Annotated in this window: 18 protein-coding genes; 12 read left to right on the plus strand and 6 right to left on the minus strand. The window is 44.1% G+C overall.

Annotation, left to right across the window (positions count from 1 at the left end):
* The first annotated feature begins 98 nt into the window (after positions 1-98).
* The 9 genes from EIP89_RS00875 to feoB all read left to right on the plus strand — a co-directional run bounded on the left by EIP89_RS00875 (position 99) and on the right by feoB (position 8577).
* Positions 99-539 (plus strand): hypothetical protein, encoded by a 441-nt coding sequence (locus tag EIP89_RS00875; protein WP_124396770.1) that lies wholly within the window; start codon positions 99-101, stop codon positions 537-539.
* Complete coding sequence (locus tag EIP89_RS00880; RefSeq protein WP_124396771.1) at positions 536-1111, plus strand: YceI family protein; 576 nt, start codon at positions 536-538, stop codon at positions 1109-1111. The genes EIP89_RS00875 and EIP89_RS00880 overlap by 4 nt, the downstream gene beginning before the upstream one ends.
* Positions 1112-2017 carry a DUF5777 family beta-barrel protein gene (locus EIP89_RS00885; protein WP_124396772.1) on the plus strand — a complete coding sequence of 302 codons (906 nt, stop codon included), beginning with the start codon at positions 1112-1114 and terminating at the stop codon, positions 2015-2017.
* A 5-nt stretch (positions 2018-2022) separates the two neighbouring features.
* Positions 2023-2685: a c-type cytochrome domain-containing protein gene (locus EIP89_RS00890; protein ID WP_124396773.1), complete on the plus strand. Its 663-nt coding sequence runs from the start codon at positions 2023-2025 to the stop codon at positions 2683-2685.
* Between the two features lie 84 nt (positions 2686-2769).
* Entirely contained in the window at positions 2770-3663 is an 894-nt protein-coding gene (gene menA / locus EIP89_RS00895; RefSeq protein ID WP_124396774.1) for a 1,4-dihydroxy-2-naphthoate octaprenyltransferase, read from the plus strand.
* Positions 3664-3675: 12 nt separating this feature from the next.
* Positions 3676-4731, plus strand: coding sequence for an o-succinylbenzoate synthase (gene menC, locus EIP89_RS00900; protein ID WP_124396775.1), 1056 nt, complete (start codon positions 3676-3678; stop codon positions 4729-4731).
* A gap of 6 nt (positions 4732-4737) precedes the next feature.
* Positions 4738-6054, plus strand: coding sequence for a sialidase family protein (locus EIP89_RS00905; protein WP_124396776.1), 1317 nt, complete (start codon positions 4738-4740; stop codon positions 6052-6054).
* Between the two features lie 140 nt (positions 6055-6194).
* Positions 6195-6422 carry a FeoA family protein gene (locus EIP89_RS00910; protein WP_124396777.1) on the plus strand — a complete coding sequence of 76 codons (228 nt, stop codon included), beginning with the start codon at positions 6195-6197 and terminating at the stop codon, positions 6420-6422.
* A gap of 52 nt (positions 6423-6474) precedes the next feature.
* Positions 6475-8577, plus strand: coding sequence for a ferrous iron transport protein B (gene feoB / locus EIP89_RS00915; protein ID WP_124396778.1), 2103 nt, complete (start codon positions 6475-6477; stop codon positions 8575-8577).
* 157 nt (positions 8578-8734) lie between these two features.
* Here the strand turns inward: feoB and EIP89_RS00920 are convergent, their stop codons facing one another.
* Positions 8735-10033, minus strand: a complete 1299-nt coding sequence (locus EIP89_RS00920; protein WP_124396779.1) for a Type 1 glutamine amidotransferase-like domain-containing protein — start codon at positions 10031-10033, stop codon at positions 8735-8737.
* A gap of 234 nt (positions 10034-10267) precedes the next feature.
* On the opposite strand from EIP89_RS00920, the gene EIP89_RS00925 reads away from it, so the two are divergent.
* On the plus strand, positions 10268-11425 hold the full coding sequence (locus tag EIP89_RS00925) for a homogentisate 1,2-dioxygenase (protein WP_124396780.1): 1158 nt from the start codon (positions 10268-10270) through the stop codon (positions 11423-11425).
* A gap of 38 nt (positions 11426-11463) precedes the next feature.
* Positions 11464-12597 (plus strand): 4-hydroxyphenylpyruvate dioxygenase, encoded by a 1134-nt coding sequence (gene hppD / locus EIP89_RS00930; RefSeq protein WP_124396781.1) that lies wholly within the window; start codon positions 11464-11466, stop codon positions 12595-12597.
* A gap of 643 nt (positions 12598-13240) precedes the next feature.
* On the opposite strand, the gene EIP89_RS00935 is transcribed toward hppD, so the two are convergent.
* The 5 genes from EIP89_RS00935 to EIP89_RS00955 form a co-directional block, all read right to left on the minus strand.
* Entirely contained in the window at positions 13241-14782 is a 1542-nt protein-coding gene (locus EIP89_RS00935; RefSeq protein WP_124396782.1) for an acyl-CoA carboxylase subunit beta, read from the minus strand.
* Between the two features lie 56 nt (positions 14783-14838).
* The gene (locus EIP89_RS00940; RefSeq protein ID WP_124396783.1) at positions 14839-15693 is read right to left on the minus strand and encodes a glycosyltransferase family 2 protein; all 855 of its coding nucleotides are present in this window, start codon (positions 15691-15693) and stop codon (positions 14839-14841) included.
* A gap of 14 nt (positions 15694-15707) precedes the next feature.
* Positions 15708-16991 (minus strand): amidohydrolase family protein, encoded by a 1284-nt coding sequence (locus EIP89_RS00945; RefSeq protein ID WP_160160471.1) that lies wholly within the window; start codon positions 16989-16991, stop codon positions 15708-15710.
* Positions 16978-19986: an amidohydrolase family protein gene (locus EIP89_RS00950; RefSeq protein WP_124396785.1), complete on the minus strand. Its 3009-nt coding sequence runs from the start codon at positions 19984-19986 to the stop codon at positions 16978-16980. Before EIP89_RS00950 ends, EIP89_RS00945 begins: the two co-directional genes overlap by 14 nt.
* A 92-nt stretch (positions 19987-20078) precedes the next feature.
* Positions 20079-21233 carry an SPOR domain-containing protein gene (locus tag EIP89_RS00955; protein ID WP_124396786.1) on the minus strand — a complete coding sequence of 385 codons (1155 nt, stop codon included), beginning with the start codon at positions 21231-21233 and terminating at the stop codon, positions 20079-20081.
* Positions 21234-21400: 167 nt separating this feature from the next.
* Here EIP89_RS00955 and EIP89_RS00960 point away from each other — a divergent pair, with 167 nt between their 5' ends.
* Entirely contained in the window at positions 21401-22702 is a 1302-nt protein-coding gene (locus EIP89_RS00960; protein WP_124396787.1) for a trigger factor, read from the plus strand.
* Positions 22703-22708: the final 6 nt, after the last annotated feature.

The raw sequence follows: 22708 nt of genomic DNA on the forward strand, positions 1-22708 counted from the left end.
TTCAGAGGTCAAATAATTTATTAACTTCATTTGCTAATTACTCAAAAAAATATTATACCTTTATACAAACCAATTTTCCAAAAACGTTTTCTATTTCGATGAAAAAGTTAGTCATTCTTATTGCAGTTTTAGCTCTTATAGGATTGTCTGCTGGACTGTATTTGTATTTTAAACCAGTCAAAAATCTGACAGAAGCAAAAGCTGATTATACACTAGTAACATCTGCTGAAGCAGATGAAATAGCGCAGGCACTCCTGCAAAATCAGGCATTCTACTACGGGAAAATTTTTGAATGGACAGGCAGAATTTTAGAAATTGCACTGGATGAAAAGGGAGGTGGATACCTCTTATTAGAAATACCTGATACAAAACTGCTTATTAACGCGCAATTAGATTTTAGAGTAAGAAACGTAAACATTCAATCGGGCGAGGTGTGTACCATCCGAGGGGAGTTTACTGGGCTTGAAGAAGATCTGATTGATCCCGATGCTTTAATTATTTATTTCAAACAATCCGTAGTAATACAACCAACCCTATGAATACTTTATTCTTTCAATTGAAGGGCCTCTTTATAGTGCTTGCTCTTTTTTCAGGAGTTATACCTTCTGTTGCACAGAAATATATGACTCGCAACGGATATGTACACTTCAAAAGCAATGCTTTAGTAGATGACGATGTGGAGGCTGTAAATCGCTCCATGGGGTGTGTCTTAGATGCTCAAACCGGTGAGATTGCCTTTAATGTGCTGATTAAAAACTTCACTTTCCGAAAGGCATTGATGCAAGAGCACTTCAACGAAAACTACATGGAAAGCGACAAATATCCTAAAGCTACTTACAAGGGAAAAATCGCAGATTATTCAAAAATCGATTTTTCCAAAAACGGTAAATACAAAGTAAAACTCATTGGCACGCTGACTATTCGCGATATATCCAAAAACCGGGAAGATGATGCCGAGCTCGAAATCCGCGATGGTACGATCATCCTTACCTCGGCCTTTGGAGTGGCATGTGCCGACCACGACATCAAAATACCCAAGCTGGTAGAAGACAAGATTGCAAAAGTGATAGATGTAGACTTTAAAGTAGAACTAAAGGAAGCCGGTAAATAAATGAAAACAATTTTTTTGAGTTTGGCTTTGATTGTTCAAACTTTTGCGTTTGCACAAAATGACCTACTCGACCTGCTAGAAGAGGCTGAAAAGAGCGAAAAACCCAAAAACGAACATGTTATTGCCACTTTTAAAGGCACAAAAATTATCAACAATCAGAGCAACGAAATTCCCTCCAAAGGTGTATTACAGTTTATGATCTTACATCGCTTCGGGAGTTTTAATAACGACTTTTTGTATAACTTCTTTGGACTCGACAACGCCCAGGTGCGTGTAAGTCTTGATTATTCGCCTCTTTCATGGTTAAATGTAGGTGTGGGCAGGGCTAGCTTGTTTAAAATGTATGATGCCTGGTACAAGGCTCCCATTCTCAGACAAAAAAAGGAAGGGTGGCCCGTAGGTGTTACCCTTTATGGTAGTGTCAATATGATAGGGACGCGCTGGCCAAACGATGGTTTGCAGCGATTGACGACCGATCGATTGATATATGTACAGCAAATACTGCTCTCTCACAAAGCAAGTGAAAAATTTTCGATTCTTGTAGCACCGACGTATGTCCATTACAATCTGCGACAGTCATCATCGCAGCCCAATGCAGTGGCAGCCATAACCATAGGAGGGCGATACAAACTCACCAATCGTGTAGCCCTCAATGCTGAGTATTCACCTATGATGAACCGAAACACTGGCTGGGATGGGACTCAAACCACGCCATTTAATAATGCACTCAGTATCGGCCTAGACATCGAAACCGGCGGACATGTGTTTCAACTGCACATCACAAACAGTAGGGGTTTGAGCGACCCAATTTGGCTTACGCAGACCACAGGGAATTGGCTCGATGGTGAAATTTATTTCGGATTCAACATTTCAAGGGTATTCACCCTTCAATCACCAAAATTGTAAATGGAATGAAAAAGTATATTGCCATTACATTCATCGCCTTGAGTTCTGCAATGGTATTGCTACAGTGCACTCGGCGTAACGAAGAAGATTTAAAAGCCATCTGCTTTGAAGCATCGATCTTGCCGGTCATTCAGGCCAATTGCGGCACGGCTGGTTGTCACGACGCTACTACGGCTGCTGACGGTTATGACCTGACCAATTACATCGGCATAATGCGAGCAGTAAAACCGGGCAATGGTACAGGTTCGAAACTTGTAAAAGTGATGCTCGAAACCCGGCCAGATAAGCGTATGCCTCCGCCACCTGCTGCTCCTATGAGCCAAGATTTTATTGACTTGGTAATCAAGTGGATTGATAAAGGTGAAGGTAATGTGGTGGGATGTGCCTCCAATGCAGCTTGCGATACCAGCTCGGTATCGTTTGCGCGCGATGTTCAGCCGATACTAAATGATTTTTGTGTGTCGTGTCATACGGCAGGTGCACCCAGTGGGGGAGTGGTGCTCAATACCTACAACGGCGTAAAAACCGTAGCCGACAATGGTAAATTAATAGGTTCAATCTCTCATACTCCTGGTTTTTCAGCCATGCCTCCATCAGGTATTAAGCTCGATGAATGTAAACTTAATACCATTAAAGCTTGGGTTAATAGTGGTGCCCCAAACAACTAATGACGGTGCATTTGTAAAAAAATTAAGACACTCGCTTTTTTAAAAGGCTTTTACTCTTTCTTTGCTGCTTTGTTTGGGACTTTCATGCTCACGCATTGGATTTCAGCAGCTAGATTGCGTACACTACCCCTTTCGCTCAGCGGAATCGTTTTAGGCACCCTCATTGCTCGTGCTGAGGTGCAGCTTGATGTTGTGGTCTTAGTATTGGCCATGCTCACCGCGGTTTTCTTTCAAGTGCTCAGCAACTTTGCTAACGATCTGGGTGATGCGCTTACAGGGGCTGATAGCCATCGAAAGGGAGAAAAGCGCATGGTAGCTTCTGGTGTTATCTCGCCAAAAGCGATGAAAAAAGCCATGCTGCTGTTTGCCGGGCTTTCAGCCATTTCAGGTGTTTTGTTGCTCCACATCGCATTGCGCAATTTACCAGTTTGGATTTTCGGACTCTTTTTAGGGTTAGCTCTTTTAAGTATTTGGTCGGCAATTAACTACACATATGGTTCTTTTTCATATGGATACAAAAGGATGGGAGAAGTATTTGTAACGATTTTTTTTGGTCTTATAGCAGTAGGCGGAAGTTATTTTTTACAGACAAAATTTTGGAATCCACTTGTTCTCCTCCCCGGCTTATCTGTCGGCCTTATGGCATCGGCTGTGCTCAATCTGAACAATATGCGCGACATGGAGACCGATTTGGCGAGTGGTAAGTATACCATCGCCAATTATTTAGGCTTTAAAAATTCTAAATGGTATCACTTGTTGCTTTTGCTTATACCCATTGTTTTACCCATACCGTTCATCGAAATTGGCAGATATGGTCGATATTCCTATTTGTACTTGTTTGTGGTTCCGGCGCTTGTTGGTCATATTGCAAAAGTTTTTCAAATTAAGACATGTGAAGCCTATGACCCTGAGCTTAAGAAAGTAGCCCTTATGACGCTGCTGTATGTATTGCTTTTAGGGTTTGGTATTAATTTGTAACATGTGAACTTTATGAAAACACTTCGAATCCTTCCACATACACTAAAATTTAAGTTTGAAGCTCGCACAAGTCGTGGTTCGATGACAGAACGGCATGTGTGGTACATTGTACTTGAAGAGGAGGGATTTTACGGCATAGGAGAGGCCGCACCTATTCCGGGCTTGAGCATCGACGATATGACGAAATGGGATGCAAAGCTTCGATGGCTCGAGGAACACATCAACGACGATCCGAAGAAAATCAAAACCTCGCTTAAAAATTTCCCAGCTCTCTACTTTGGGTTTGAAATGGCTATGCATAGCCTCGATTGCGATCATCCGATGATGCTTTACCCATCTGTTTTTACAACCGGTAGAGCGGGCATTCCAATCAATGGATTGGTATGGATGAACGACGCGGCACATATGCAAGCTCAAATAGACGAACTCCTCGAGCAAGGTTTCACAGTTCTGAAAATGAAAGTTGGAGCACTGGATTGGAAAGAAGAATTTAAAATTATCAAAGAACTTCGAAAAAAGTACGACAATACCGAAGTACAGCTCAGACTCGATGCCAATGGAGCTTGGCAACCTGAGGAAGCTCTTGAGAAATTAAACAAGCTCAGCGAATACGAAATCCACTCCATCGAGCAACCCATTAAACCAGGCCAATGGGAGCAAATGGCGCATCTCTGTGCCGAAAGCCCTATTCCTATCGCTCTGGACGAAGAGCTCATTGGCATTTCTGATTTGAAACAGAAAAAAGATCTTATAAAAACCATCAGTCCTGACTATTTGATCATTAAACCTACGCTGCTTGGTGGCTTTAAGTCTTCAGAAGAATGGATTAAGCTTGCTAAAGAAAATGGTATCGATTGGTGGGTAACCAGTGCACTCGAGAGCAATATAGGGCTTAATGCCATCAGTCAATGGGTTGTAACGCAAATACCACGCTTGCCACAGGGTCTAGGTACAGGCATGTTGTACGAAAACAACATCTACTCTCCGCTTGAGGTAAGAAAAGGAAAATTAATTATTAATACTGCAAAATCATGGGATGTATCTCAATTTGGAATTGAAAATCACTAAAGGCGTATGAAACCTCTTTACATTCTTCTATTCGTTATTTCGATCTATCATTCTATTGCTCAGCCTCGGAATGTTCTTGTAAATACAGACTATCAAAGCAAGCTCGGAACATGTGAGCCTTCTATAGCCATTAGCCGTAAAGATCTACAAAAGATGGTAATAGGCACAGTGCTCGACGGGGTGTTTTATTCGCACGATGGCGGTCGCACTTGGAAAGGGAAACAGTTAAAATCGCTCTATGGCGTTTGGGGCGATCCAGTGCTTGTAGCCGACTATCGTGGTGACTTTCACTATTTCCACCTCTCAGACCCGACAGGCATGAATTGGAAAAGCGATGAAATACTCGACCGCATTGTAGTGCAGTCTTCATCTGATAATGGAATGAACTGGACTGCAGGTTCCTTTGCCGGGTTCAATCCGCCGAAAAAGCAAGACAAGCCCTGGGCTGTGGCACATCCTGTCTTAAATACGCTGCACCTTACTTGGACGCAATTTGACAAATATCACAGCAACGACTCTGCTCACAAGAGCTACATCATGTATGCTCATTCTACTGATGGCGGGAATCATTGGACACCAGCAAAAAAAATTTCATCAATACCAGGCAATTGTCTTGATAGTAATGCAACTGCAGAAGGTGCAGTTCCAGCAGTTACTGCTGACAGTTCGATTTTTGTAGTTTGGAGTCGCAACGACAGCCTTTGGATCAATTTTTCGCACGACGAAGGGAAAACCTGGCTTGATCAGGAAAAATTTCTTTTTCTACATCGCGGTGGTTGGAGCATGCGCGTACCCGGCCTAAAGAGGGCGAATGGTATGCCCTTTCTAATGGCAGATGCTTCTAAAAGCCGTTTCAGAAACAACCTCTATCTAACCTGGATCGATTGGGATCCCATTACAGGCGAGTATTTTGTTATGTTTTCTAAAAGTTTGAATAAGAATGGCACATGGACCACACCTCGGGCTCTGAGTACAAGAGCATCAGCCTTAGCTCGTTTCGCCGTGACCGGTTGCGTTGACCAGTCAAATGGGAATATTTACCTCCTCTACTATGAGCAAGTGAATGCAAAAAAGGAGCAATACAATGTCGTGTTACAATGGAGCAAAGACGGCGGCAATACATGGCGTCGCCAGAGAATCAATCGAAAGCCGGTAAAAGTAACAGAAGAAAAATTTTTTGGCGATTACAATCATATCGATGCCTGGAAAGGCACTATAAGGCCGGTTTGGACCTCTTTTGACGGAGTTACAACAAACGTTTTCACTGCCCTGGTTTCTCAAAGAATTTTAGATCTAGATAAGTTCATTTTCTTTTTGTATTGAATAACACAGAAACAGTTTCCTTCAAATGAGAAACTTTACATAATGTAAAAAAGTTTTAAACTGCCCCCGAATGACAATTTTTATCATGTTTACTTATTTTGAACCAGTCTATATTTGCAATTTAAAATAAGTCTAAATAAATGAACACACTTGCAAGTATGGAACCGGGGCAAACTGCCGTAATCTGTGAAAACGGATTTGAAAACATCCCGCTTAAATTGCTGGAGATGGGCTTTTTACCTGGGATTGAAGTAAAGATGATACGTAGAGCACCGCTTAGCGACCCTATTTGTGTTCAGGTTAATGGAAGTTACTTGGTGATTCGCGAAGAAACGGCTGTTCAAATAAAAGTGAATACCACAAAGTAAGTAATCGAAGAATGCATCATTGTTTAGACTTATTTAATAACCAAAAGTTTACGTGCTGAAAATAGCGCTCGCCGGCAATCCAAATACCGGAAAAACATCCCTATTCAATATACTCACTGGACTGCGTCATAAGGTAGGAAATTACCCAGGCATCACCGTTGAGAAAAAGCAAGGTACGGCCTTTGTTTCGGCAAATACCCAAGCCGTAATCCTTGATTTGCCCGGAACGTATTCGATTCATCCAACTTCGGCCGACGAGCAGATTGTCTTTGATGTACTTGTAAACGAGCAAAATCAAGATCATCCTGATTTAGTCGTATATGTAGCTGAAGCCGAAAACCTCAAGCGCAACCTCTTCCTCTTTTCACAGCTCAGAGACCTTGGTCTGCCGCTGATTCTGGTGATCAATATGATCGATAAAGCCAAAAAGAAAGGAATCGAAATAGACATCTCCCAACTGTCGGCATTGCTCAGTGTACCAGTAATACCAGTAAGCACTAGAAAAAAAATTGGAATCGAAGAACTTAAGAAAGCAATAATCAACCACCCGCGTACAGCAACAGAACCAATGGTGGTGCTATCCCAGAGTTTTAAAAACCTTCCCTGCGAAAAAATTAGCGGATTATTTCCTCAGTACAGTTACTATAAATCCTGGTTGCTTACTACTTACGAAAATCCGGATTTTCTGCCAAAAGAAAAAATTGCTGAAATTCAAGCTATTCGTCGTGAAATAAGCGATTTAGAAAAATACCATCAACGCGAAGCCATACTCAGGTATCAAAAAATAAATGAAATTCTGCAGAAAACATATGTAGTAAATCGACTTAAAGGTACCGACTTACGAGCAGTGCTCGATCGCATATTCATTCATAAAATTTTTGGCTACGTAATTTTTGCCTCCGTTTTGCTGCTTATTTTTCAATCAGTATTCGCCTGGACAAGTGCACCTATGGATTGGATTGACAGTCGATTTGCCATGCTTGCTGATGCGCTAAAGTCGATACTACCTCCAGGCCGATTCACTGATCTGATCACAGATGGTGTTATTCCCGGCATTGGCGGGATTGTAATATTTGTTCCGCAGATTGCTGTACTGATATTCTTCATTTCACTGTTAGAAGAGACTGGCTACATGAGCCGTGTTGTCTTTTTGATGGATAAGATTATGCGTCGGTATGGTATGAGCGGCAAAAGTGTATTGCCGCTTGTGTCTGGTACTGCATGTGCTATACCTGCGGTAATGTCGACCCGAAATATTGAAAATTGGCGTGAGCGATTGATAACTATTTTCGTGATTCCGTTCACTACGTGTTCAGCTAGGCTACCTGTGTACACCATTCTGATTTCTCTCATTATCCCTAAAAAATCGTTTTTCGGGTTAATAAATCTTCAAGGCCTTGTGCTTATGGCACTTTATATGATCGGCTTTGCATCCGCATTCGCGGCTGCATGGGTTTTACATCGATTGTTGAAACGAGATACACATCACTTTTTTGTTGCAGAGCTACCTGAGTATCAACTGCCATTGCCCAAAAACATTTTTTACTCAGTATGGGATAAAACCAAATCCTTTGTACTGGAAGCTGGAAAAATTATTCTTTCGATATCTGTAATCTTATGGTTTTTGGCTTCTACCGGCTCCAGCAAATTAGAAAGTCCTTACCCGAAAGCTGAGGCCGCATTAGCTGATCCGCTTTCAGGACACCATCAGTCGAAAGAGGCTGTTGAAGTTATAGCAGCTGTTCAACTGGAAAACTCCTATTTGGGAAGGCTCGGGAAAGCCATCGAGCCCGTCATTGCACCTCTTGGATACGATTGGAAAATCGGTATTGCCATCCTTAGCTCCTTTGCTGCTCGTGAAGTGTTTGTAGGAACCCTTGCTACTATTTACAGCGTAGGTGATGCCGATGAACAGTCGGAAACCGTGCGCAATCGTATGCGCATGGAGATGCGCCCAGATGGAACTCCGGTCTTCAATTTTGCAACAGGTATTTCCTTATTGCTCTTTTATGCTTTTGCAATGCAGTGTATGAGTACACTTGCTATCGTAAAACGCGAGACAAACTCTTGGAAGTGGCCTTTGATTCAACTTGTCAGTATGGGCACACTTGCGTATATTGTCTCATTAATTGCCTATCAGATTTTGAATTCATAAAATGCAAGAATTTTTAACATACTTTGCCTTGCTCCTCGCTGTGGTGTATCTCATCAAAAAACTCTTTTTTACTAAAAACACAGCAGGCTGTGCGAATTGTCCGAAAGTTACTGATAAAAGAACTTAAACAATAGGTTTTAAAATTCTCGATTATCAGTTATCTGCTTTTTAAAAATTTGTAAGAGGCGCGATTAGTCTGTAGCAGATAAATGCCTTTTGGTAGCCTCTGTACATCGATAGCTTCATTTGGATAATAAATTCCCTCGTTTAAAACTTTGCCCATTGCATCAAGCAGTATGTAATGCGTCGGCCCTATTACATTAAGCCAGATTTTGTCGAGGGCCGGATTTGGATAAACTCCGCTAATGTGATTTAAAAAAGGTTCCGATGTGTTTAACCCACTAAAAGCACTGCAAGTGGGTGCAGTTGCATTGGATGTGGTGTAAAGAATTCCGTTTATAACGTACCAATCTTCCCAATAGCCGTTTCCGGTGGTTGATTTCCAGTCGTTTAAATCAAGGGTCACAGTGCCTTGAGAATCAGCTGGAGCAATAAATACTTTTAGAGCCTTTCCGCCTCTGTTCCAGGTAAGAGGTGTACCGGCTACGAGTACTTCTGGTGTAGTGGGGGTATCGCAAGAAAGACGTATGAAAACAACCCGATCGGATGAATATTTTGGATATTCTCCGTAAACCCTGGCGATTCCACTGTCGTTAATTGCCACTGCACAATATTCATGAGCACCGATGCCAAGTACCGGAGAACCTTTTTCTTCGAGCAATCGTGCCATGAAGGTTATCAACCTACCACGTCGGTCAGGATTGTTGAAGTGTGTGTCGCCAATCACCCTTTGTAAGATGGGTATTTGTATAAAGTCGTTCGTGCCGAGCGTTACACTGCTGTGAAAGGGATTATTCAATACGGTATTCGATTCGGCACTCGTGGTAAGTGCCGAATAGTAAAAACCCGTCAAAATGGCCATGCCGGCACTGATGCCGCCTACCACACCGCCTCTTACGTTGTAGAGGTAGTTTATCAGGCTATCTACCGGTGTATCCTTCCAGTAGTTTACATAAGTAGCCTGATTGCCACCGGCGATCCATATAGCTTCAGCTCGACTTAGATACTTAATTACTTGAGGATCATAGCTGTGCTGACGAGATTTTAGCACAAATGTGCGCACGGAATTCACGGGTACACCCAGCTGAGCATGTAAGTAATTTTGATATCCCAAGCCTCCAGATGTGCGTAGTACTACTACATCCCCCCCATTAGCCCGCTGCAGAAACCAGCGCATGGCCGCGTCGTGCTCACTAGCACCCCCCATCAGCACGATGCCTCTCGATGGGGTAACTACGGCATCGACTGTGTCGCCGGAGTGATACACATCGTACGACTGGCCGTATAGTGCCTGCCAAATCAAGATGCACAAAGGCAAAAAAACGCTGAATTTCATTGAGCTAAATCAAATTGCAAATCACTAGAGCAAGGTAAGTAAAAATTATAGGCAAATTGCTTTTTAAAAAAGGTTTCCTAATAAATCGACTTTTCAAAACTTGTTTTACACTTACTGATTCAATCAATTTGTTGATTGAGCCAAAAATCAAAAAGCCACTACCTAACAATTTTCATAAATTCTCCCGTTCTGAAGTCCTAAATTGCAGCCCACTAACCGAAAACTGAAGCCATTATGCCCTTCTACTATACCCTTGGAAAAATACCGCCCAAGCGCCATACAGTTTTTCGCAAGCCCGACGGCTCGCTCTATTACGAGCAGCTCTTTGGCACTGAAGGCTTTTCAGGCGTGAGCTCTTTGCTCTATCACATTTACCGACCTACAATGGTAAAGGAGATTCACCGGGCCATCGACTTGACGCCTAAAGCTGCCGTTACGCACAACATTACAGCTCGCATGCTGCGGGGTTGGGACATAGCGCCTGAAGATGACTTTCTCGACAGCCGCACCATTGTGCTCTTTAATAACGATCTGAACATCGCTCTGGCTGCACCTCGACAGTCGATGACCGACTATTTTTACAAAAACGCTGACAGCGATGAGCTTATCTTCGTACATCAGGGCTCTGGTATGTTGCGTACTTTTCTCGGTAACCTTTCCTTTGGTTATGGTGATTACCTCGTTATTCCTCGAGGCACAATCTATCAAATTCAATTTGAAACCGCAGAAAACCGCCTCCTCATTGTCGAATCTTTTAGTCCCATAGTTACTCCTAAGCGCTATCGCAATCAGTTTGGCCAGTTGCTCGAGCATTCACCCTTCTGCGAGCGCGACATCCGCCGGCCAAGCATACTAGAAACCTACGACGAAAAAGGCGATTTCCTGATCAAGATTAAAAAACAAAACCACTTACATCAGGTTGTCTATGCCTCACATCCCTTCGACGTGGTAGGTTGGGATGGATATTTCTATCCATATGCCTTTTCAGCACACGACTTTGAGCCTATCACTGGCCGCATCCACCAGCCACCGCCCGTTCACCAGACTTTTGAAGGTCACAATTTTGTCGTCTGCACCTTTGCACCTCGTCTGTACGACTATCACCCCGACGCCATCCCGGCTCCTTACAACCACAGCAACATTGACTCAGACGAAGTTCTTTATTACGTTGATGGCGACTTTATGAGCCGCAATCACGTAGAGAAAGGCTACATAAGCCTTCATCCCGCAGGCATTCCTCACGGCCCCCACCCCGGAGCCATCGAGCGCTCCATTGGCCAGAAGGAAACCCGCGAGCTGGCCGTGATGATCGATACTTTTAAGCCTCTAAAACTTACTGAAACCGCCTTACAGATCGAAAACGAAGACTATTATCGCAGCTGGCTTGAATAAATTTTTTATTTTAGTAACTCCATAAAAATCTATAACGTATGCAAACACAAGCTCAAGACATCCCCAAAATATTCCCTCAGGCTGAAGATTTCTTACCCATCAATGGCACCGACTACGTAGAGCTTTACGTGGGCAACGCCAAGCAAGCAGCTCATTATTACCAGTCTGCCTGGGGTTTCCAGCCGGTAGCTTATCGCGGTCTTGAGACCGGAAGCCGCGACCGCGTAAGCTATGTACTCCGCCAAGGTAAGATTACACTGGTGCTCACCTCACCGCTTCAAGCCGGTGGTCCCATCAATGAACACATCAACCGCCACGGCGACGGCGTGAAAGTCATCGCTCTGTGGGTTGACGACGCCACCTACAGCTGGGAGGCTACAACTCAACGCGGTGCCGAAAGCTGTCTCGAGCCTACCACCCTTTCCGACGAACACGGCCAGGTGGTGCTCTCTGGCATTAAAACCTACGGCGAAACTCTTCACTACTTCGTCGAACGCAAGAACTATCAAGGCGCCTTTATGCCAGGGTTTCGCCCATGGAATCCCGACTACCGCCCATCTGAAGTTGGTCTGCTCTACGTCGATCACATGGTCGGCAATGTGGGTTGGGGCGAAATGAACAAATGGGTGGACTTCTACGCACGCGTCATGGGCTTTACACAGCTGGTCTCTTTCGACGACAAAGACATTTCTACCGAATACACCGCCCTCATGTCAAAAGTAATGACCAACGGCAACGGCCGAATTAAATTCCCCATCAACGAGCCCGCCGTAGGCCGTAAAAAGTCTCAAATCGAAGAATACATCGAGTTTTACAATGGTGCCGGTGTACAGCATATCGCTGTCGCCACAAACGATATAATCCACACCGTCACCGAACTCAAAAACCGCGGGGTAGATTTTCTCTACGTGCCCCCCACATACTACGACACTGTGCTCGACCGCGTAGGCCACATCGACGAAGACCTGACTGAGCTGCGCAAGCTCGGCATACTCATCGACCGCGACGACGAAGGCTATCTCCTTCAGCTCTTCACCAAACCCGTGCTCGACCGCCCCACCATGTTCTTCGAAATCATCCAACGCAAAGGAGCTAAGTCATTTGGCAAGGGAAACTTCAAGGCGCTCTTCGAAGCCATCGAACGCGAGCAGGCACTGAGAGGCACCTTGTAAACCAAATCTCAAATCATTTCAGCCGGGCATATCACGAATGTCCGGTTTTTTTTATTTTTTTGGGCGTGCCCCTCACTTCTTTCGCTTCGCTCAGTCGTTCGGGTCGGGCTATCCGCTCATATTCGCCTTGCGGGTGGGGGCGGCACCACAGGCCTACACCTGCTTACTTTTCACACATCTGCCTGGCATGTCAGCCCTATGCACTTCTCTAAACCTCTGGGCTGCGTTGTCTGCCCTTCGGGCCAGCCAGCCTCGCCCAGGTGCCGCAATGCCCCACCCGCTGCGGCTCATATCCGCTTCTATCCCTCACGCGAGAAGGCGATGCCAGGTAGATTGTGCATTCACTTTCAGCACCGAAGTTTCGCTTTTTTAATAATGCGTTTCTGCTCTGTAAGCTACAATTTCAAAACATTATAACTCACTCACACACTCCAATTTGCACCTGTGAAACATACTGACAAGGGAATTGATAAACCAGCATACCTCGAGCACAAACAGGACTATTCGACCTACTCCCCCCTATCCATGAAATAACATTACAAAAAAGCCTAGGCACTGCCTACGAATACAAACACTGTCTAGTGTAAAAATAGACTATTTCCCCTGTTGAGCAAACCACGATCAAGTTGGCAGATCTGCACATTTACAACGGAATATTTCCATGCTTCTTACGAGGTAGAGACACTGCTTTGTTTTTCAGCATCTCAAAACCCCGAATCAACACCTCACGGGTTTGACTGGGCAGAATTACATCATCTACATATCCACGAGCGGCTGCACGGTATGGGTTAGCAAAGAGTCGGGCATACTCCTGTTCCATTTCTTTCAGTTTAGCTGCCTTGTCATCAGCAGCTGCTATTTCTTTTTTGAAGATGATTTCGGCTGCCCCCTTGGCACCCATCACAGCGATTTCAGCCGTAGGCCAGGCAAAGTTGAGGTCAGCCCCGATGTGCTTCGAATTCATCACATCATAAGCGCCACCATAAGCTTTGCGTGTAATCACTGTGATGCGTGGCACTGTAGCCTCGCAGAAGGCATAAAGCAGCTTTGCACCGTTGGTAATTATCCCGTTCCACTCCTGATCAGTTCCGGGTAAGAATCCGGGTACATCTTCAAAGACAAGCAGCGGAATATTGAACGAATCGCAAAAGCGCACAAAACGAGCGCCCTTTTGCGAGGCTTTAATGTCAAGCACCCCAGCTAAATAGGCAGGATTATTCGCCACAATACCTATAGAACGGCCTGCCAACCGCGCAAAGCCCACAATGATGTTTTCAGCAAAATCGCGGTGAATCTCAAAGAATGAACCCTCGTCTACAACTTGATGGATTACCTCCTTCATGTCGTAGGGCAGGTTTGGATTTTCTGGCACGATGTCATCCAATGCAGGTCTTGATTCATCGCCCGGCTGGTATGGCAGCGATTGCGCAGGCTCCTCACAGTTTTGTGGGATGTAGGAAAGCAACTTTTTGATTCCCTCGATGCAGGCAATTTCGTTGGGGTAGGTAAGGTGAGCTACACCGCTCTTGGTACTGTGCACGCTTGCTCCACCGAGGTCTTCAGAGGTTACTTCCTCATGCGTTACGGTTTTAACGACGTTGGGTCCAGTAACAAACATATACGATGTGCCCTCTACCATGATTACAAAGTCAGTAAGTGCCGGCGAATACACTGCCCCGCCTGCACAAGGGCCCATAATCACCGATATTTGGGGAATAACACCGCTAGCCAAAGTGTTTCGGTAAAAGATGTCGGCATACCCGCCCAGCGATACCACCCCCTCTTGAATACGAGCCCCACCACTGTCGTTCAGACCGATTACTGGGGCACCGTTTTTCATGGCCAGGTCCATGATTTTGCAAATCTTCTCTGCATGTGCCTCTGCAAGTGAGCCACCCAGCACCGTAAAATCTTGCGCAAAGACATAAACCAGACGACCATTGATGGTACCGTATCCGGTCACCACTCCATCGCCCAGAAAGACTTGCTTGTCAAGGCCAAAGTTTTTGCTTCGGTGCTTTACCAGCATTCCCATCTCCTGGAAGGAACCCGGATCGACCAGAAGTTCGATGCGTTCGCGGGCGGTCAGCTTTCCTTTTTCGTGTTGTGCCTTGATGCGCTCTTCTCCACCACCCTTTAGGGCTTCATCTTTTAGGTCGAGCAGTTTTTTAAAGGATTCTTTCATCGGTGCAGGCTGTTTTTGTATGCAATGATAGGCCAAGGAGCTGGTATGGCAACAGTTTACACAGCAAAGTGTAGTCGATTGGCCAGTCGAAGGATTCGGGTTTTAAAATCCTTATTTTTCGACCTACGGTAGAAGATTTCTGCTCTCTTGTGTCGGCCGGTTTTCTGCATCAATCGGGCAGCTTCGTAGTACTTGCGCTCCATGGCTGTGGCGATGTATTCTTCTTTTAAATAGGTTTTAAAAACCTTCTCGCAGCGACTTAAGTGCTGCATGATGCGCGATGTAAGACCGGAAGTAATTCGGTAAAAAGTGAGCGCCTCAGGGATCATAGCCATTTGTACTTTGGCTTGTATTAGCCGAAACCACAAGTCGAGGTCTTCGACTCCGAGCAGGCTTCGGTCGGTGCTGAAAGGATGTTCTAAGGCAATTTTTCGGCTAAGCACTACGGCTGATGGCACCAATGGATTGCCTTTCAAAATGAAATCGTCTAATCCGCTGGCAAAATATGCAGAGCGCTTTCGCTGTCGGCCATTGTGAAACTCAACGACTGGATGATACAGCAAGTCCCAAATGGGAAAAATTTCTAAATACGAAGCGGCTTTTTCCAGCTTTGTTACAGCCCAGTAATCGTCAGCATCTAAAAAAGCTATGAATTTTCCGTTTGCGCGAAATACCCCTGAATTTCGCGCTGCACCTAAGCCTCGGTTGTAATTGTGGTGCACTATTTTAGGTTCATACTCAGGAAATGCCTCAAAGAATTCGGCGACCTTTTTCATCGAGTCATCCGTACAACCGTCGTTTACGATGATGATTTCAAAATCTTTATACGTCTGACCAATCACAGAGTGCAAGCATTCGGTGATGTGTTCAGAGGCATTGTACACCGGTATCACTACCGAAAAGAAGGGCATGGCAGAGCGCTATTTTATGGATTATCGAGATTGTATTTTTTCAAATACAGCTGATACAACTCTGTTTGAAAATTGGTTGTGCGAATTTCTTCGCCATCGATGTAAATGCGCGAAGGATTGTTGGTGATCATTTCAAGTGCATCTCCTTTGTTTACAAATAGAAATGCTCGCTTGCCAGGTTTGAGTGAACCGACCAAATGATCTATGCCGGCAATTTTAGCAGCATTTAAACTGATTGCAGCCAGTGCTGATGTCTCCTTCAATCCATATCCACGGGCCATGCCGGCCGTAAAGGGCAAGTTGCGCGTACCCATTGCTTCCATATCGCCTGCATATGAAAAGGCAAACAGTACGCCCAAGGAGTCGAGCACCGCTGGCAAGGCAAAAGGACTGTGAACATGTGCATCGCGGCTATCGGGTAATCGTGTGAGGCGATCGAGTATTACCGGAACATTTTGTTCTTTTAAGATTTCGGCTACTACATCCGCCTCCCATCCACCTGAAATCACTGGTTTATCGATGCCCAATCGTTTGCACATAAGCACAGCATCGCGTATCTCTCTTGCTCTATAAGCACGTATGTATAAGCGCTTTTTTCGGGTAAAAAGTGCTGATAAACCGGTAAGCCGAACGTCGTACGGTAGATTTTTAGCCTGTGAATACGCTTTGGCTTTCAAAAGGTATTCCTCTAATTCGCGTACTTGAGAAAGGTATTGTTCATTGGAGCGGTCTTCTCCGGGCTCGGCCCACCAACCGGTGGTTTCGGTGGCTGCTGGCCAATTGATGTAATAGCCGTCGTCAGCACTGATTATGGCATCTTCCCAATTCCAGCCGGTGAGCTTAAATACACTTGACTGTCCGCTGATTCTTCCTCCAGTGGGCGCAGGTTGTACCACGAGCACACCATTGGTACGAATGGTTTCAATAATTTTTGAATCTGTATTGTACGCTATAAGCGTCCGAACATGCGGATTGAATTGGCCAACTTCGTTGAAGTCGCGCGTGGCGCGTACAGCATCAATTTCCGTCAAACCCACGCGTGAGTCAAGGGCTATGAATCCGGGATAGACATTCTGGCCTTTTACATCGACCACTACGGCATCAGTTCCTGGGTTCTTCCATTCGGCCATTGATCCAATTTGCTGAATTATACCATTTTGGAAGGTGATAAACCCATTTTCTATAACTCCGTTTTCAGCGTAAATGCGGGCATTGGTCAGGCAGTGTAGCGCCTTTTGTGCAAAAACAGTTTGATGAATAATCGCTATTGCAAGAAGGATTAATTTATTCGTTTTCATGGGCATCGTACTGAATAATGGTTTCACAGTGATACATAAAGTTTGCATCTGGCTTGATGGATTCCTTTTCTTTTCCTGAGGCTATGGCAGCCAGAGCTTTCTGTATCAATCGGTTTTTTTCTGCGCGAATAGCTTCTTCTTTAGCTTTCTGGGCGGTGTAGTCGTACAGTCGCTTGCCATCTACAAACGTGGCCAACGGATAAGAGCTGCTGAGCAATGGATGACCGCTCCAAACAACGATATCTGCGTCTTTTCCAACTTTCAGACTACCGGTTAAATGGTCGATATGCAGCATCCGGGCGGGATTAATGGTCACCATTGCGAGCGCTTCCGTTTCTGGCAGTCCTCCGTATTTTACCACCTTAGCGGCTTCTTGATTAAGTCGGCGGCCCATTTCAGCATCGTCAGAATTGATCGCTGTATTTACGCCTACGCGGTGAAGTATAGCTGCATTGAAGGGAATAGCCTCCTTAACCTCCCACTTGTACGCCCACCAGTCACTGAAACTCGAGGCATTTGCGCCGTGGGCTTTCATCTTGTCGGCAACTTTGTACCCTTCGAGTATATGCGTAAAGGTATTTACTTTAAATCCTAAAGAGTCGGCTAGCTTCATCAGCATATTGATCTCACTTTGCACATACGAATGGCAGGTGATGTGCCTTGTGCCGTTTAAGATTTCGACCAATGCTTCCAGTTGGTAGTCGGTTCTGAAGGGAATTTTTGCTTTGGCCGCAGCTTTTTTCCGAGCTTCGTATTCTTTTGCTCTGTTAAAAGCATCGGCATACACCTGTTCTACGCCCATGCGCGTCTGAGGAAAGCGCGTCACTGCTTGATCGCCCCAATTGCTCTGTTTTACATTTTCTCCAAGAGCAAATTTTATGAATCCAGATGCACCAGCCATTTTCATTTCATCGGGCAGCGCACCCCATCTCAATTTTATGAGCGCATTCTGCCCGCCAATGGCATTAGCTGACCCGTGGAGGAGTTGCGCAGCTGTAACTCCACCAGCCAGCTGGCGATAGATGTTTATGTCATCAGGATTGAGCACATCGCCAATACGCACTTCAGATGTGATGGAGTGTGAGCCTTCGTTCACTCCTCGACTGATGGCTATGTGGGAGTGTTCATCGATGATACCTGGCGTTACATGTAGGCCTTTCGCTTCCCAAACAGCTGCACCCGCCGGAGTGCGAAGGTATGTACCGATGGCTTGAATCTTTCCGTTGCGAATGATGATGTCTGCATTTTCCAGCTTTCCATCTCTTTCACTTGTCCATAGAGTGGCTCCTTTTATGTGTAAGAATTCCTGTTCAGCAGGTTTGTCCAATCCCCAAGCCGTAAAAGGATATTTCATGTAGCCAGGCAGAGGTTGAATGGAGTCGTTCTTCTTTTGAGCAGTGTCAGGTAAGTCGCTTACTCTGGTCGCTGACCAATTTTGTAAGCGCGCTCCTTCGTCTAAATATTGACCAGAAATGGATGAAGGCGTAAAAGTTCCTTCAAGAACTCGATATTTTTTTTCTTTTTTATTAATTGGTATCCGCAATGAAATGCTGTAAAGAGATAAGGTATATTCTACATCGGTAGTATCCTTTGTTGCCCACTTGATTTTTGGTTTGGTCGGTGTAGAATAAATGAGCAGTTTTGCGGTAGAATCAGCCATCTTTACTTCATATACACCGGCTGAGGGTTTGATAATGGGGTCGTAAATGTTTGTAGCGTAGCTTACGTGTAAGAGTACTTTGTTGTTGGCATCGCCAAAGGGCTTTTCCAAACCAATAAAAGCTGCAGCGTAGCCCGGTTTAATTTTACCTAATACATCGCTTGCATTGATCATGTTGGCAGGCACAGTAGTGAGAGCAGCTAATGCATATGTGGTGTCAAGCCCAGATTTGAGGAACTCAGCAATCGACTTCCAAAGTTCTGTTTTGTTTTTAAGCCCCTTTGTGGTAAAAGCAAATTCAACCCCTTCTTTTCTCAAAACAAACGGATTAAATGGAGCCATCTCCCAATGTGCCAACTTTTCCCAGGTGAGATGTCGATGGTCGTACGGCGATGAAACGTCGGGCACTTTGGGCAAGGTCATGGGCAAAATCAGTTTGGTGTTCATTTGTTTGATTTCCTTGGCTCGTTGATATTCTCTGCCTGTTCCGTAAAGGATAAAACTTCTGTTAAAAGGTTTTCCCAATTCTGAAGCGCGCCATAGGTCGTACAAATCGCGTGTTTCGAAGAGCATTGGCAGTCCTAATGCGGCAGCTTCAGCAGCTATGGCCAGATTGATTTCGCCGTCTCTACCACCTTTTCGATACCAATCGGCATCGCTGTAAAGTTGGCGCAGCAGGGCAATTGCGCCCATCAATGAGGTAGGGTAGGGTTGTTTACTGCTTCCCTTTGAAAAAGAATAGTGCATACTTGCCCGCTCGCGAAGCATCAATTGATTTTCGCGGCCATTACCAGTCAATACCAAAGACCCCGAACCGCGGGCAATGCCGTCGTTTCTATGAGACAGCACAGCGGTAAAACCAGCTTTTTGCCATTCTTCAGCTTCTTTTTTGCTGTACTCAAAATCCTCATAAGAGTGATATTCCGAGCGAATGGCGTCGTTCCAATGGCGAGCTCCGGTACGCTGTCTATCGTATTGAATAGGCTGTGATGATGTTCTCCTTCGCGAAGGCGATGTTGAAGCTGGTTCAGCCTCGATGCCGTATTGGCTTACTAAATCAATGAATCCGGGATAGATGTACATGCCATTGCAATCGACCACTACTTCGCCGGGCTGGGGAGGCTGAGCCGATACACGGATGATTTTTCCCTTTCGCACTGCTATGTTGAGCTTCTCCGGGGCAGCTCCGGGCTCTGTGATTACGAGAGCATTTGTGTACACTACTGTTAATTCATCGGTTTCCGTAATACCCCCTATTGGTTGTTGAATCTGAGCTGTGCCGGTTAGCCACGCGATGACTAACACAAGTTGCCAAAGGATCTGCCTTATTGTCATTACTTTCCGCAATTACAATTTCATGTCGCTACAAATAAAAAACAGGTTGCCAATGATGGGCAACCTGCTTGGCGAAAAAAGTTGATCGATGATTAGAAATAAATTATCCAAGCCGATTTCACGCTTTCACGCACCTTGCCGAGATCTTTCATGGCTGCATCGCGTGTCGGATACGATTTGTACACTACCCTGTAAGTTTTCAGATCTTCTACATACACCACAAACATGTCTGGGTTGTTGAGTGGCGATTTTTCCATGTACGTTTGAGCCATCAGCTGGGTAGGGAAACTGCCCACGATGATGCGGAAGGCTTTGTTTTTAACCGCCTCCATCGGATCGATTTGCTTTTTATCGCCTCGCACTTTACCGCCCGAAGTCGTTACAATTTGGCCTGATTTTGAATCGTCTTCTTCTTCGATGTTCAAGCTAGCGATGTAAGCTCTCAGACTGTCATTTTCTTTGGTCAGGGCCAGAATTCTGTTGTCTTTTTCTTTCAGTTTTGCTTCGTTTGAGGCTGTCAATCTTTGTTGATTTTGCTGCAAATCATTCAGTTGAGCATTCAGATTTTGATATTTCTTGCGATCTACGCGCACCTCATTTTTCTTGAGCATGTTTTCTAAGGAAAGTCGAAAGCCTACATTGAAATCATGTAAGAATGACAGAAACTCATCGGGGTTACTTTTTACCCCGTCAATCCAGGGATTATTTACCAAATGGAATCGATATCCACCGCTCAAACCCAGGTAGTTGTTGAGGGGTATAGTTACTCGCAATCCTCCAAAACCTCCAGGAGCGAAGCTCAGCGAACCTCTGTTTGAAGGCACTTGAAGAATTTTAGCATTGGTAATTCTATTGTAAAGTGTAGTGTAATAACTAAGAACCTCAAGACCACCTTCTACTTCCAGCCGCATTTTTGAAGAATTGCTGATATAGGGCAAAAAGTTAAATCGACCGACCAGTGATGGCGCGAAATATGTGGACTCAAAATAACGATTGGCATTAGCTCCATTCAGAATGCCCACATACAGCATCGCCCCCGCGTAGAATTTATCGTTAAATTGATAACCCACTTCAGGTATCAGACTTGCATTTATCTTATATCTAGAGTACGACCAGGAGTCTAAAGGAGAAATCAATTTCATTACGCCTAAAGAGGTATTAACAACGAAATGGCCTTGTGCACTTACATTCTGAACGTATGAAAAAGTGGAGAGGAGCAGAGTTACAAATCGTAACATATTTTTCATCTTTAATTTTTTTATTTCAAGGCGTAAATGTAAATTTTTTTTTGTTTTTACTTAATAAATTTGTTAAAAATGTCTTTTTAATTATTTGAAACACATATTTGTTTTAACAAACTTAAATCGATTAAAAGAGTCATCGTAGCTTTGCCCACTAAATTATACTGACACGAATGGAAGTAATACTTACTGAACTCGCTGAAAATCACAAAAAAATTACAGTTACAGTTTCTAAGGAAGAGTTTCTTTCAGAGCGAAAGAAAGCTATAAAAAAATATCAAAAAACTGCTGTCGTTCCAGGCTTTAGACCAGGTACAGCTCCTGAGTCACTTATCGTAAAAATGTATGGTGATAGCTTTGGAATAAATGAAACATATGAAAAAGCGTATAAAGCTTTTGAAGAAGAAGTCGCAAAAAATCAATTTAAGCTACTCTTAGATCCCGTTGCAGAGTTTTCGCCAGAAGCCAACTTTTCTACAGGCGAAAATGTAACAGTGAATTTTGAATTCGGAACTGAACCCGAGGTCCAAATTGAGATCACAGAAATAGTATCAGAACCCCTTTATGCTGTACAGCTTACCGAACAAGAGGTAGATGAAGAGATTGCCCGTTTAAAGAATGAAAATAAAAATGTAATAGAGGCAAACAGCTTGGATGAAGCTGAGGCTTTTGAAATCATCACCCATACTCACGGCCATGACGGAAATCAAGAACCCGAACATTCAGTTACCTATATTTCGAAAAGCGATATAACAGACGATAAACTTCAGGAATTTGTTGAAAAATTTCAACAAAAAGATGAGCATATAAATGTGTTTGATTATCTACTAAATCCTGAAGATAAAAAATTTGACAATCTTCGTTCATCGCATCATTTTCATTTAGGAAGAATGGTAAAATTTGAAGAGATCGATGAACTCACTTTAGCAAAAAAAATAGTACCTTCCAAAACCTTTGAAAATCCAGAAGAATTCAAGCAATTTTTGAAAAAAGATTTCGAAGAGCAATACAACGAATTATCCAAAGACATTTTCTTGAAAAAAGCCTTCGAATTTGTGCGTTCTAAAATCACCAATCTTCCGATGGATTTTCTGGCGAAATGGTGGAATTCTTATGAAAAAAACAAAAACAATACTCCCTTCGAAACCATTTCAGGCAGTTTGGTGTGGGAATTAACTAATTCCTTGATAAATAAAACGTTAGCTCGCTTGCTTGATTTGCAAGTTTCGTGGGAGAACGTAATAGATTTTTATACCGAACAATACACCAAAACACTTCCTGAAGATCAGCTCGAAACGATGAAACCTCTGATGAAAAATTACGTAGAGGGAATGTTAAAAGACAAAAAAAGAGCTGAACAGATGTTTGACCGTACGTACGAATATATGCTGAAAAATGCATTAGTAAGCCACAAAACAAATCCATTTACCGTAACGTTAACTCAATTTAGAGAAATTTTGTCAAATATTAATTAATATCCT

Source organism: Thermaurantimonas aggregans (genome assembly GCF_003851885.1).
GTDB lineage: Bacteria > Bacteroidota > Bacteroidia > Flavobacteriales > Schleiferiaceae > Thermaurantimonas > Thermaurantimonas aggregans.

Bases quoted from the DNA above. Each gene is read 5' to 3' on its own strand.
- EIP89_RS00875 (WP_124396770.1), top strand. From the start codon at position 99: ATGAAAAAGTTAGTCATTCTTATTGCAGTTTTAGCTCTTATAGGATTG.
- EIP89_RS00960 (WP_124396787.1), top strand. From the start codon at position 21,401: ATGGAAGTAATACTTACTGAACTCGCTGAAAATCACAAAAAAATTACA.
- hppD (WP_124396781.1), top strand. From the start codon at position 11,464: ATGCAAACACAAGCTCAAGACATCCCCAAAATATTCCCTCAGGCTGAA.
- EIP89_RS00880 (WP_124396771.1), top strand. From the start codon at position 536: ATGAATACTTTATTCTTTCAATTGAAGGGCCTCTTTATAGTGCTTGCT.
- EIP89_RS00950 (WP_124396785.1), bottom strand. From the start codon at position 19,986: ATGACAATAAGGCAGATCCTTTGGCAACTTGTGTTAGTCATCGCGTGG.
- menA (WP_124396774.1), top strand. From the start codon at position 2,770: ATGCTCACGCATTGGATTTCAGCAGCTAGATTGCGTACACTACCCCTT.
- EIP89_RS00945 (WP_160160471.1), bottom strand. From the start codon at position 16,991: ATGAAAACGAATAAATTAATCCTTCTTGCAATAGCGATTATTCATCAA.
- EIP89_RS00885 (WP_124396772.1), top strand. From the start codon at position 1,112: ATGAAAACAATTTTTTTGAGTTTGGCTTTGATTGTTCAAACTTTTGCG.
- menC (WP_124396775.1), top strand. From the start codon at position 3,676: ATGAAAACACTTCGAATCCTTCCACATACACTAAAATTTAAGTTTGAA.
- EIP89_RS00905 (WP_124396776.1), top strand. From the start codon at position 4,738: ATGAAACCTCTTTACATTCTTCTATTCGTTATTTCGATCTATCATTCT.
- EIP89_RS00935 (WP_124396782.1), bottom strand. From the start codon at position 14,782: ATGAAAGAATCCTTTAAAAAACTGCTCGACCTAAAAGATGAAGCCCTA.
- EIP89_RS00940 (WP_124396783.1), bottom strand. From the start codon at position 15,693: ATGCCCTTCTTTTCGGTAGTGATACCGGTGTACAATGCCTCTGAACAC.
- EIP89_RS00925 (WP_124396780.1), top strand. From the start codon at position 10,268: ATGCCCTTCTACTATACCCTTGGAAAAATACCGCCCAAGCGCCATACA.
- EIP89_RS00910 (WP_124396777.1), top strand. From the start codon at position 6,195: ATGAACACACTTGCAAGTATGGAACCGGGGCAAACTGCCGTAATCTGT.
- EIP89_RS00920 (WP_124396779.1), bottom strand. From the start codon at position 10,033: ATGAAATTCAGCGTTTTTTTGCCTTTGTGCATCTTGATTTGGCAGGCA.
- EIP89_RS00955 (WP_124396786.1), bottom strand. From the start codon at position 21,233: ATGAAAAATATGTTACGATTTGTAACTCTGCTCCTCTCCACTTTTTCA.
- EIP89_RS00890 (WP_124396773.1), top strand. From the start codon at position 2,023: ATGAAAAAGTATATTGCCATTACATTCATCGCCTTGAGTTCTGCAATG.